This is a genomic window from Streptomyces sp. NBC_00461, from assembly GCF_036013935.1.
Classification (GTDB): Bacteria; Actinomycetota; Actinomycetes; order Streptomycetales; family Streptomycetaceae; genus Streptomyces.
In genome coordinates, this window is the sequence record NZ_CP107902.1 from 9,533,588 (window position 1) to 9,545,283 (window position 11,696).

Here is an 11,696-nt window from a genome sequence, read left to right on the forward strand (position 1 = left end):
GATACTAACTGTCGTATCCGGTTTTTACAAAGTGTGATGAATGGGGTGTATGGGAAGATCCCGAGTCTGTCCAGGGCGCGCTGGGGGGGTCCCGGAAGGGCGCGAAGCACCTCCGGTCCCCCCAACCGCGCGGAGTATCAGCCGAGGCCGTCGGCACCCACCTGAACCGCGGACTCGTCGAGGACGGTGTCGGTCACGGGCTGCGGGCGTCCGTCCAGGTCGAGGACGGGGGCGGCCTCCTTGTACCAGGACTCGATGACGGCGTTGCCCCAGAAGTCGCGGCGGCGGTCGTCGCGGACGTTCCAGCGGTATGTCTCGTGGTCCGGGTCGCCGGTGTAGTAGTCCGAGGTGTAGATCTCCACGCGGTGGCCGTCGGGGTCCCGCAGGTAGAGGTAGAAGGCGTTGGAGACGCCGTGCCGGCCGGGGCCTCGTTCGATGTGGTGCTCTTTGTGCAGCGAGCCGAAGATGTCGGCCGCGCGCAGTACCTGGTGGGACTCGTGGGTTGCCACCCCGAGGTGGTGCAGGCGCGGCCCGGCGCCCCCCGTGAAGGCGACGTCATGGACGGTCTGCTTGCGGTACATCCAGGCCGCGTACAGCTCGTGCTCGTCACCCTCGATCGTTTCCGAGCAGCCGAATCCGAGGGACTGGTAATGGGCGTAGGCGGCCGGGATGTCGGGGGTGCAGATGTTGAAGTGGTCCAGGCGGGCGATCTCGGCGCCGTGGCGGATGTCGTAGCGCTGGATGAGGCGCTCGGCGCGCTCGATCTCGTGGAAGAACTCCACGGGGAAGCCGAGCGGGTCGATGACGCGGACCGCGTCGCCGACACCGTGCGTTCCCTCGCCCTTCTTCAACCGCTTGACCGGGCAGCCGAGTTCGGCGAAGAACTTCTCCGCCTTGTCGACGTCCTCGGCGGTGCGGACGCGATAGGAGATGTGGTCGAGGGCCGCCAGGTCGCCTTTGCGCAGCACCAGCGAGTGGTGGGTGAGTTCGTCCGTGCCGCGCAGATAGAGCGACCCGGCATCCTCGTACTGGACGTGGAAGCCGAGCATGTCGACCCAGAACCAGCGGGCGGCACCGAGGTCGGTGACGGCGAGCTGGGCGTAGGCGGACCGGACGACGTCGGGGGCGTTCGAGGTCATGATGCGGCTCCGAAGCGGGGGGTGTGCACCTCGGCGAGGGCGACGTGGACGATCTTCGATTCGGTGTAGAAGTCGATGCTGTGGGCGCCGCCCTCACGGCCGACGCCGGAGGCCTTGACCCCGCCGAACGGAGTGCGCAGGTCACGGACGTTGTGGGAGTTGATCCAGACCATGCCGGATGCGACGGCATGCGCGATGCGGTGGCCGCGCTTGAGGTCCGAGGTCCAGACGTAGGCGGCCAGGCCGAACTGCGTGGCGTTCGCGAGTTCCACGGCCTCGGTCTCGTCGTCGAAGGGAGCGACGGCCACGACCGGGCCGAAGATCTCCTCCTGGAAGATACGGGCGTCGCGTTCGACGTCGGCGAAGACGGTGGGCTGGAGGTAGTTGCCGTCGACGAGGTGGTCGGGGCGGCTGCCACCGGCGACCAGACGGCCCTCCTTCCTGCCGATCTCCACGTAGTTCAGGACACGCTCGTAGTGTTCGGGGTGTACCAGTGCGCCGACCTCGGTGGCCGGGTCGGAAGGGAGCCCGACGCGTACGTTGGCGGCCCGCTCCGCCAGTCGCCGGGTGAACTCCTCGTACAGCGGGCGCTCGACGAGTACGCGTGAACCTGCCGTGCAGCGCTCCCCGTTGAGGGAGAACACGCCGAACACGACCGAGTCCAGCGCGGCCTCGAGGTCGGCGTCGGCGAAGACGACGACCGGGGACTTGCCGCCCAGCTCCATCGACACCGTCTTCAGGTGCTCGGCGGAGGACCGGATGATGTGCCGGCCCGTCTCGGTGGAGCCGGTGAAGGAGATCAGCGGCACGTCCGGGTGGTCGACGAGGGCCTGGCCGGCCTCATCGCCGATGCCGTGGACGATGTTCACCACCCCGGCGGGCACGCCTGCCTCTTCGAAGATCTCCGGCCACAGCGACGCGGACAGCGGGGTCCACTCGGCCGGCTTGAGGATCAGCGTGCAGCCGGACGCCAGCGCCGGTGCCAGCTTCCAGCTCTCCAGCATGAACGGTGTGTTCCAGGGAGTGATCAGCCCGGCGACTCCCACCGGTGTGCGCACCACATAGCTGAACTGGTCGTCGCCCTGCCGGAACGCCTCCTCGCCGAGGGCCACGATGACATCCGCGAAGTAGCGGAAGTTCTCGGCGGCGCGCCGCGCCTGGCCGCGGGCCTGCGTGATCGGCAGCCCGGAGTCGTACGACTCGAAGGCGGCGAGCCGGTCATGGCGGGCCTCGACGGCGTCGGCGATCCGGTACAGGACACCCGCGCGTGCCCGGTTGGACAGCCCGGCCCACTCCGGGAACGCGGCACGGGCAGCCGTCACCGCCCGGTCCACGTCGGCCGCGGAGCCACGCGCGGCCTGTGCGTAGGCCGTGTTGGAGACCGGGTCGGCGACGTCGAAGGTGCGTCCGTCCGCGGCGTCGACGAGGGAACCGCCGATCCAGTGCGGGATCACGGAGGGAAGGTGCTCAGGGGTGGAGGGAAGGTGCTCAGGGGTGGTGCTCACTGCGTGGCTCCGATCTGCTGGGTGAGGTCTCCGCCCTCGCGGAGCAGCGCGCGGATCTTCGACAGGCCCGCGTCAGTGGGGGAGGTGAGCGGCGGGCGGACATGGGGCGACGCGATACGTCCCTGCTGGTGCAGCACCCACTTCGCGGGCGCCGGGTTCGTCTCGACGAACAAGAGGTCGACGAGTGGGTGCAGGCGGTAGTGGAGGTCGCGGGCACCGTCGAAATCGCCCGCCTCCCACAGCTCGTACATCCGAGCCACCGCACCGGGCGCCAGATTCGCGACAGCTGAGACGAAACCCGCACCGCCCAGCGCAAGCAGGGGCAGGCACAGCAGCTCGATGCCGGACCACACCAGCAGCGAGCGCCCGCAGGCGTGCAGCACGCGCGAGAAGTGCTCGAAGTCCTTGGTGGTCTCCTTGACGCCCACGAAGTTCTCGAAGTCGGTGAACAGCCGCTTCACCGTCTCGGGCGCGATGTCGACGGCCGTGCGCGAGGGCACGTTGTAGGCGACGATCGGCAGGTCCGGGAACTCCCGCGCGACGGTCGCGTACCACTGGTACAGCGCCTCCTGCGTGGGGCGCGCGTAGTACGGCGTGATGACGAGCGCGGCGTCGGCGCCCAGCTCCGCCGCGGCGGCGGTGAGTTCGAGGGTCTCGTCGAGCTTGTGGGATCCGGTTCCGGGCAGGAACGGGACGCGGTCGCCGATCTCCTCGACCGCCGTCCGCATCCCCGCGATCCGCTCGCTGACGCTCTGCGCGCTGGGTTCGCCGGTGGAACCGCCCAGCGAGATGCCGTGCGAACCGGACTCCAGCTGGAAGCGGATCAGCGCGCGCAGGCTGTCGTGGTCGACGGCTCCGTCCGAAGTGAAGGGGGTGATGGCGGGAGCGATGGATCCGCGGATGGCGGACGGGTCGCTGCGGAATTTCATGTGTGTTCTCCTTGCGTGCTGTGCTGCTTGCGCCACCGCTCGTACGTCTCGTGCCAGTCGGGACCGAGGGGATACAGGCCGTCGATGTCGTGTCCGGCGCGCACCTGCTCGGTGATGAAGTGCTCCCGCTGTTCCTGCTCCCGGCAGTCGGTGATCAGGTCCTCGGCCAGCTCGGGCGGCACGACGACCACGCCGTCCGCGTCTCCCACCAGCAGGTCGCCGGGCTGCACGAGGGCTCCGCCGCAGGCGATCGGCACTCCCGTGTCCCACGGCACATGGCGGCGGCCGAGGACGGAGGGGTGGGCTCCGCTGTGGTAGACGGGCAGCCCCAGTTCGGTGACGGCGACGCTGTCGCGCAGGCCTCCGTCGGTGACCACCCCGGCCGCGCCGCGCCGCTGGGCGCGCAGGGCCAGGATGTCGCCGAGCGTGCCGGCGGATGTGTCCCGGCGGGCGTCCATGACCAGCACATGGCCGGGTCGCAGCTGCTCTATGGCCCTCTTCTGGGCGTTCATGCCGTTGCCGTACCGCTTGAACAGGTCCTCGCGCAGCGGCAGGTAGCGCAGCGTGTGGGCGACGCCGACCATCTTCGTGTCCGGCCGTGTGGGACGCACCCCGTCGATGGACATGTGCGGCAGTCCGCGCCCCCGCAACTGTGCGCTGAGCGTGGCGACCGCGACCGAACGCAGTCCTTGCTCGACGCACTTGTCGAGTAGTGGCTCGGGGTTGAACGCGGCTCCGTGGGCGGCCTCGCGTTCGGCCGGGTCCGTCCTCGGCATCGCTCCGTACGTCTCCAGGGCGGGCCCGGAGGCGATGGGGTTGCGCAGCCGCCCGGTGGACTGCCCGCTGCCGGTGACCTCGACCTCCACCGTGTCGCCGGGGGAGACGACGGACGCGCCGGCCGGAGTGCCCGTAAGGATTACGTCACCGGGCTCCAGGGTGACCAGTCTCGACAGGTCGGCGACGAGCTGTCCGAAGGGGAACAGGAGCGTGTCGGTGGTGTCGTCCTGCACGAGTTCGCCGTTGACCCAGGTACGCAACTGGAGTGCGTCCGGGTCGAGTTGACGGGCATCCAGCAGCCGCGGCCCGATCGGGGTGAAGCCGTCTGCGCCCTTGGAGCGGAGGTTGGAGCCGCGGTCGGCGTACCGTAGGTCGTAGACCCCGGCGTCGTTCGCGGCGGTCACCCACCGCACGTGGGACCAGCCGTCCTCCGGCCGCACCCGCTGGGCCCGGCTGCCGACGACCAGGGCGATCTCGCCTTCGAACCCGAGAAGTTCACACCCCTCCGGGCGGACGATGGCCTCCTTGGTGCCTGCCAACGACGAGGGGGGCTTGAGGAAGTAGGAGGGCTGGGCCGGGATCCGGCCGCGCTCCTTGGCCCGGCTGGGGTAGTTGAGATGGACAGCGATGATCTTCGACGGGGGATTCCCCAGGGGGTGCGTCATCAGGAGCGCTCCAGGAACGCCTGGACCTTCGCCCTGTGCGGCTCGCGGTCGTACGACTTCACGTACGCGCCGGCCATGCGGACGGGGTCGCCGAAGAAGTAGTACTCGTACAGGGCCTGGCGGCTGGAGAAGGCGGAGATGCAGGTGTCCCAGACGAGACGGAACAGCTTCACGCGCTCGGCGCCGGTGAGGGTGGCCGACTGGAGGTAGGCCTCGATGTCGGCGGCCGCCGGGCCGGTGATGTCGAGTTCGGTCGGGGTGGCCATCAGGCCGGAAGCGCCCAGCTTGCGCAGGATCTGCGGGAAGCGCTGGTACAGCTTGGGGTAGAGGTTGCGGGCGGCGTTGAGGGGGGCCCAGGCCGGGGTCAGCACCCCGTACTCGTTGACCGCGGCGTCGGCTTCCGCCGCGCGCAGGAAGGCGCGCAGCGTCTCCAGGGTGGTGATGATCTCGGCGATGTCCTCCTGGACGTGCTGGAACTGCTCGATGCCGATGGCCTCCGTGAGCAGTGTCACCAGTCCGAGGACGTACTCGGTCTTGGCGGTGGTGCGGGTGACGACCTGGTGGGTCATGTGCACCACGGAGGACGTCTGGGAGTAGAAGCCGTTGCACAGCTCGGCGTCACCGAGGGCGAAGCAGCGCTCGAAGGGCACGTGCACGTCGTCGAAGACGACCACACAGTCCGATTCCTCGAAGCGGGAGGCGAGGGGGTGGTCGTGGCGCGGGCGGTCGTAGTCGAGGGGTTCGCGGGCGATGTAGCGCAGGCCGGGGGTGTCGTTGGGGATGGCAAAGGCGTAGGAGTACGGCTTGTCCTCGGGGGTGCCGCGGAGCACGGTCGAGGGGAAGACGAGCATCTCGTCGGCGAAGGGGGCGATGGTGGCGAGCATGCGCGCCCCGCGGATCACCACGCCGTTGTCGTCCTCCTTCACGATGCGTGCCGCGAGCTTGCCGCCCGCCTGCTGGGTACCGGCCACCGCCCGGTTGACCTGCGGCGGGATCAGCGTGTGTGTGCACAGCAGATCCTCTTCGCGGGCCTTCTCGTAGTAGCGGCGGATGTTCTCGCCGAAGGCGGGGTTGGCCTGGGCGAACCAGTCGGCGGCCGACGCGAGCGCCATCAGGGAGCTGTTCATGTAGTCGCCGGTGCGGCCGAGCATGCCGTTGCTGTGGTCGGCCCACACCTTGAACGCCTTACGGCGCTTGACGAGATCGTCGGGTGTGCGGGGAGTGAGGAAGGACGTGCCGACCGGCTCACCGGAGGTGGGGGAGGCGTACGTGAGGACGTCCTTGTGTTCCTCGCTGTGCTGGAGGTCGTACAGCTCGGCGTAGGTCTGCACGACGTTGCGGAAAGCGGGGTGTTCCTGGATTCCTCCGGTGAGCGTCTCGCCCTGGATGTGCACGGTGGGGCGGGACTGGGAGAGGCGATCGAGGAATTCCTTGCCGGTGCGTGCGGCCATGGTGGTTCTCCTGGGGAGTGGGGTGGGGCTTGAGAAGGGGAGTGGGGACGGCGGAAGAGCTTCAGAAGAGGTGCTCGATGCCGTCGGTCGACTCGGTGGTGGACGCGAAACGGCTCCAGGCGTAGGTCAGGGCGTCGCCGTCGCGGTGGCCGAGGTCGGTGACGCGGCCGAGGACCAGGGTGTGGTCGCCGCCGTCGTACGCGCGCCAGGGCTCGCACTCCACCCAGGCGAGCGGGTCGGCCAGCCGGGGGACGCGCGCGCCCTCCGCCCAGCGGGGCTCCGCGGTGCTCGGGGCCCCGGCGAACAGCCGGGCCAACTGCTCCTGTTCGGCACCGAGGATGTTCACGCAGAAGGGCCCGTCGGCCAGCTGGTCGTGGCAGCGGGCCCGGCGGCCGACGCTGACCAGGACCAGCGGCGGTTCTGCGGACACGGACGTGAAGGAGTTCATGGTGGCGCCCCGCGGGCCGCTGTCGGTCGCGTACGACACCACCGTGACGCCGGTGGCGAAACGGGACATGCAGGCACGCAGCGCGCCGGGACTGGGGGGAGCGAATGCTTCGGGCATACGAGGTTCCTTGGGATCGATCGCCCGCCACACCGTCCCCCTTGACGGAGGAGGAACGGCCGGGGCTACCCGGCCGCACATCGGGACGCACGGCCGGGAGGAGACCTGTCCCCTGACAGAGCCAGGGGACAAAACGGGACGACTAATACTCAGAGCATGTAATCAATGCTTTGATTAATTGGGGACCGTACCCCCGTCGGCATCTGGAGGGAAGCCCTCGGGTGAAGGTTTTTTACGGTCCGGAAACCTGGACGGGGTGTCGACGCGTGCCCGCTTCCCGAGTGCGGTCCGTGATGCCGCCCGACCTAGACTCCGACTGTGACCCAGGAACCGGAACCGCTGGATGCCGACCACCTGCACTTCTGGTCGTTCATTGACCACGCCGTCGACCGGGCCTCGCGGGAACTCCCCGGCATCGACCCGCTCGCCATGCGGCTGGTGCTCACCCTCCACCGCGCGGCCAATATGCTCGTCTACGACCTCGAATCCGCCGTACACCGGCCTCGCGGCTGGTCATGGCCCGGCTTTCGAGTGCTGTTCGCCATCTGGTTGTCGGGCCCGGTCGAGGCGAAGAAGGTCGCGGAGCTGTCCGGCATGAGCCGAGCCGCCGTGTCGGCGCTGGTGAACACGCTGGAACGGGACGGCCTGGTGAGCAAGGAGCGCGCCTCCTATGACGGGCGCGCGGTCCAGCTCGGCCTTACCGAGGCCGGCCTGCAGGCGATCACCACTGCCTTCCAGGCGCACAACGCACGTGAACAGGAGTGGGCGGGCGCCCTCAGTGAGGACGAGCAGCGGACCCTCATCGAATTGCTCGGCAAGCTGACCGCGCACTCCGCGCACTTCGACGTCCGGCATCGGACCTGACGGGTTTTCCGAGGGCGACGAGCCAATGGCAGGCGTCCTACCTGGCGGACGGGCAGCCGTCGTCAGGGCTGTTGCGGTGCTGAGTAGACAGGCCACCGCACGATCTGTTCGAGTCCGTCGCGACCGGGTGCCGCGTGCGCGACGATGTTCGCGTTCTGTGCATGCAGTTGGTCGGCGACCGCAGTGGCGACGAGCTCGTCCTTGGACGTGAAGTGGGTGTAGAAGGCGCCGTTGGTCGGTCCTGCGTCCTTCGTGAGTGTCGCGATCGCCGACGGCGATCCAGGGCCCCGCAGTGCTAGCGCGCGATGGCGACCGAGATCTTTCCGTCCTTGGGGAACGACACGTCGTCGATGGCCCAGGCGTCCGGGCCGATTCTCGGCACCATCCGCGCCGCGATCCGCCGCCCTACCGGCACCGGGTCCCACGTCGACTGGTTCACGAACTGCTGCAGGTTCTGCTCGTTGCCGTCCGGCAGCCGCGCGGCCATGGCCTGGACGGACTTGCGCCGCCCGTCCAGCATCAGCCCCTGCAGATAGCAGTCGCTCTTGGCCCGCTGGTCCTTGCGCGGCACCGCCGCGAACACGTCAGCCACGAATAACGCCAACGTCGCCCGAGCACGGTTCACTTCATGTGCGTCCACACATCCACCATGCCGCTGAACACCACCGACAGAAAGACCTAACGGAGTCCCACTAGGTCGTTGCGGGCAATGACGCCGGCCTTCGCGACCAGGACCGGTCGACCGTAAGCGCCGATGTCCTTGAGCGGGTCCCCGTCGAGCAACACGAGATCAGCGGCCTTTCCCATCTCGATGGTGCCGATCTCGTCGAGGAGATCAAGATTCGCGGCAGCATTCGCTGTCGCCGCCAGGAGAGCCTGCATCGGTGTCATGCCAATTGCGACCATCACCGCGAGCTCCTTGGGGAGGTCGGTATGACGATTGAAGGGAGTTCCGGCATCAGTGCCGGCTGCGACGCGCACCCCGGCCTGGACAGCCGCGCGGAACATCTCGCGGCTACGATCGCGCTCCAATATCGCTTTGTCGATCATCCACCCCGGGCTACCCCCGGCCGGCCCGAATTCGACAATTCCATCGACCGCGAGCAGGGTTGGCACAAGGAAGGTGCCCTGATCGATCGCCTGGGTGAAGAGCTCCTCGTCGAGGTGGTAGCCGTGCTCGATTGAATCCACGCCGGCGTCGAGTGCGTTCTTGATGCCCTGTCGGCCGATCGCGTGTGTAGCAGTTCGCTTCCCGGCGTTATGAGCTTCCTGGACTACTGTGCGCAGTTCCTCGGCAAGCAACGCGGTCTGGGTCGGGCGGACTCCGGGTGTCAGGACACCGCCCGTGGCCATGGCCTTGATGAACTGAGAGCCTTCCTTGATCTCGGCCCGGACAGCGTGGCGGATGGCATCTATACCATCCGCCTCCCGTCCCATGAAGTGACCGTGGCCGCCCGTCATGGTGATGACCCGGCCGGCTGCCACGATTCGGGGACCCTCGACGAGGCCGGCGTCGACCGCTTTGCCCAACTCAATGACGATTCCGTTCGCCGCACCGCAGTCGCGCACGGTGGTGACGCCGCATGCAAGCGTGTGCCGGGCGTTCTGAGCGGCGCGGAGTGACGCAATCGGCAAGCTGTCGTTCACGACCTGCTCGAAGAGATCGGCGGAGCCGTCATTCGCCAAGTGGACATGAGAGTTGATGAGGCCAGGAATCAGAGAGCGACCATTGCCGTTGATTACGTGTTTGTCGCCGATGGAGGGGGCGTTCTCGTCCGGGCCGATCCAGGCGATGCGGCCTGCATCCATCAGGACACTGGTGCCGGCTTTGGGAGCGCCTCCGAGACCGTCGATGAGGTTGGTGTTTGTGATCAGGGAAACCGCGTTCATCTGATTCTCTTTTCTTGCACCCGAATGAATCGGGAGATGGTCTGGAGGAATTCTCGGGTCTCTTCCACGTGAGGGTTGTGGCCCGAGTTCTCAAGGATGTGCGAGTTTGCGTGGGGAATCTCCTTCATGATTTCCTCCGATTGCGATGGCGGTGTGCCCCAGTCGTATCTACCCGCGACAGCAAGGGTTGGGATGCGGCGAAGATCGGAGCTGACGACCACGGCCTAATACGTCCATGTCAATGTGCGCAAAACCGCCGGGTCATCCACCTCGCCGACCCGAAAATCATGGAAAGTAGACGTGGGTTCGAGGACGTCTATGTCTCCGCTCAATGTATAGACGTCGGTAGATTTGCCTGATGGTTCATCAGTGAAAGTCACGTGAATCTCGACGAACCCAGCCAGTCCCTCGCCGTAGTGCTGCACTCCGGCACCCCGTCCCAGCCGGGTTCGCTACCACCCGTTGCCGAGGGCAAGTCCAATTGCTAGACGCCGTCCCGCCTTCTCACTGAGTAGTGCGATGACGTCGCTGTCCGAATAGCGGAGGCGCCATTCTTCACATCTTTGGTCACCTAGGTCTGGCCGTAGACGGTGACGCTGCGGCCGACGAGGTCGACGAAGTCGAGATGGTGGGATTGCAGGAGTCCGGCGCCGACGATGGCGACCTGACTGCGCATGGCGAGGGGCCTCGGTTCCGTCAGGCGGGGAGTCGGGCGAGGTTGCCCGCACAGGTCGTCACGTCGTCGCCACGGCGAAGGTATCGGCGATCCAGTCGGCGACGAAGGTGCTGACGTGCGCGAGGTGATCCAGCCCGATGTGCTCGGTGGCGCCCTCGTCGGGGGTGAAGATCCGCAGGTCGCGCTTGGGGGCGTGGATGGCCTGGTCGTAGGACCGGTGGGCGTACTCGACGGGGATCTGACGGTCGTTTGCGCCGTGCGCGATCAGGAACGGCACGGTGATCTGCTCGACGACGCCGTCGAGGTGCACTCCGTCGGCGAAGGGGATGAAGGTTTCGAGGTCGTCGTGGCCCCAGACCCACAGCACGTGTTCCCAGTAGTGGGGGACCGGTCGCTCGCCCTCGCGTTCGATGCGGCGGCGCTGCACCGCCCCCCAGTTGTGGTTCGCGCCCCAGGCCACGACGAGGGCGAAGCGCTTCTCGAACGCGGCGGCGCGGGGTGCGTAGTAGCCGCCGAGCGACCAGCCGACGATGCCGATACGAGTGCGGTCGACGTCGTCGAGGGTCTCCAGCCAGTCGACCGCCGCGCCCGCCCAGACCTCGGCGTCGATGCGGGCGGTGATGCTCTGCAACCGCAGCGCCTCGCCCGTGCCGGGCTGGTCGAGCATGAGGCAGGAGATGCCGCGGGCGGCGAGCTCGGCCCAGTGCCCCGAGGAGTACATGTGCTCCTTGGTCGAGTCCAGCCCGTTCACCAGCACGATGACCGGGGCGGGCCCGTCGGCGGCGGCGGGGGCCTGGCTGAAGTAGGCGGGCAGGGTCGTGTCGAGGTAGGGGATGGCCACGCGGCTGACCCGGGAGTCCTTGAGGTCGAATGTCTTCTGCTGCAGCTCGAGCACGCGCCGGTAGGTGGGGATGCGGTCCGGGTCGGAGTTGGAGAGCATGCGCTCGGCCTGACACAGGTAGTTCGTGGCGCGGGCGTAGAGCTGCCCGGCGGTGCGGCTATGGCCGGACTTCTCGGCCTCCTCCGCCTGCGCCACGAGCTGGTCGGTCAGGGCGGTCCAGGCCCGCAGGAACTCGGGGGTGCCGGCGTCCTCGCCGCGGGTGGCGGCGTCGCGGATCGGACGGCAGGCGCGGTCGACCTCGTCGATCAGGCCGCCGCTGTTCAGCGCGGCGACGACGCCAAGATTCCAGACGTAGTTGCCCGGGAAGTACTCGAACACGATCATTCCTCTCGTG

The 11,696-nt window shown here is 67.9% G+C and carries 10 protein-coding genes and 2 pseudogenes; 1 reads left to right on the forward strand and 11 read right to left on the reverse strand.

Annotated features, from left to right (window positions below):
• Positions 1–137 precede the first annotated feature (137 nt).
• The 6 genes from hpaD to OG870_RS44150 all read right to left on the reverse strand — a co-directional run bounded on the left by hpaD (position 138) and on the right by OG870_RS44150 (position 7,031).
• Complete coding sequence (hpaD, locus tag OG870_RS44125) at positions 138–1,139, reverse strand: 3,4-dihydroxyphenylacetate 2,3-dioxygenase (protein ID WP_327692122.1); 1,002 nt, start codon at positions 1,137–1,139, stop codon at positions 138–140.
• Entirely contained in the window at positions 1,136–2,644 is a 1,509-nt protein-coding gene (gene hpaE, locus OG870_RS44130) for a 5-carboxymethyl-2-hydroxymuconate semialdehyde dehydrogenase (RefSeq protein ID WP_266587488.1), read from the reverse strand. Before hpaE ends, hpaD begins: the two co-directional genes overlap by 4 nt.
• Positions 2,641–3,573 (reverse strand): 4-hydroxy-tetrahydrodipicolinate synthase, encoded by a 933-nt coding sequence (gene dapA / locus OG870_RS44135; protein WP_266587490.1) that lies wholly within the window; start codon positions 3,571–3,573, stop codon positions 2,641–2,643. Before dapA ends, hpaE begins: the two co-directional genes overlap by 4 nt.
• Entirely contained in the window at positions 3,570–5,015 is a 1,446-nt protein-coding gene (locus OG870_RS44140) for a fumarylacetoacetate hydrolase family protein (RefSeq protein ID WP_327692123.1), read from the reverse strand. The genes dapA and OG870_RS44140 overlap by 4 nt, the downstream gene beginning before the upstream one ends.
• Positions 5,015–6,466, reverse strand: coding sequence for a 4-hydroxyphenylacetate 3-monooxygenase, oxygenase component (gene hpaB, locus OG870_RS44145; protein WP_266841868.1), 1,452 nt, complete (start codon positions 6,464–6,466; stop codon positions 5,015–5,017). Before hpaB ends, OG870_RS44140 begins: the two co-directional genes overlap by 1 nt.
• Before the next feature lie 61 nt (positions 6,467–6,527).
• On the reverse strand, positions 6,528–7,031 hold the full coding sequence (locus tag OG870_RS44150; protein ID WP_327692124.1) for a flavin reductase family protein: 504 nt from the start codon (positions 7,029–7,031) through the stop codon (positions 6,528–6,530).
• A gap of 318 nt (positions 7,032–7,349) precedes the next feature.
• On the opposite strand from OG870_RS44150, the gene OG870_RS44155 reads away from it, so the two are divergent.
• Positions 7,350–7,895, forward strand: coding sequence for a MarR family winged helix-turn-helix transcriptional regulator (locus OG870_RS44155; RefSeq protein WP_266566782.1), 546 nt, complete (start codon positions 7,350–7,352; stop codon positions 7,893–7,895).
• Positions 7,896–7,938: 43 nt separating this feature from the next.
• Here the strand turns inward: OG870_RS44155 and OG870_RS44160 are convergent.
• The 5 genes and pseudogenes from OG870_RS44160 to OG870_RS44175 all read right to left on the reverse strand — a co-directional run.
• Positions 7,939–8,188: pseudogene (locus tag OG870_RS44160) on the reverse strand (TetR/AcrR family transcriptional regulator); the annotation flags it as partial.
• A 5-nt stretch (positions 8,189–8,193) separates the two neighbouring features.
• A pseudogene (locus tag OG870_RS44165) lies at positions 8,194–8,535 on the reverse strand (transposase); the annotation flags it as partial.
• Between the two features lie 38 nt (positions 8,536–8,573).
• The gene (locus OG870_RS44170) at positions 8,574–9,785 is read right to left on the reverse strand and encodes a metal-dependent hydrolase family protein (protein ID WP_266587498.1); all 1,212 of its coding nucleotides are present in this window, start codon (positions 9,783–9,785) and stop codon (positions 8,574–8,576) included.
• Positions 9,782–10,006 carry an alpha/beta fold hydrolase gene (locus OG870_RS48345; protein ID WP_353962336.1) on the reverse strand — a complete coding sequence of 75 codons (225 nt, stop codon included), beginning with the start codon at positions 10,004–10,006 and terminating at the stop codon, positions 9,782–9,784. Before OG870_RS48345 ends, OG870_RS44170 begins: the two co-directional genes overlap by 4 nt.
• A 513-nt stretch (positions 10,007–10,519) precedes the next feature.
• The gene (locus OG870_RS44175) at positions 10,520–11,680 is read right to left on the reverse strand and encodes an alpha/beta hydrolase family protein (protein WP_327692125.1); all 1,161 of its coding nucleotides are present in this window, start codon (positions 11,678–11,680) and stop codon (positions 10,520–10,522) included.
• Between the last annotated feature and the right edge of the window lie 16 nt (positions 11,681–11,696).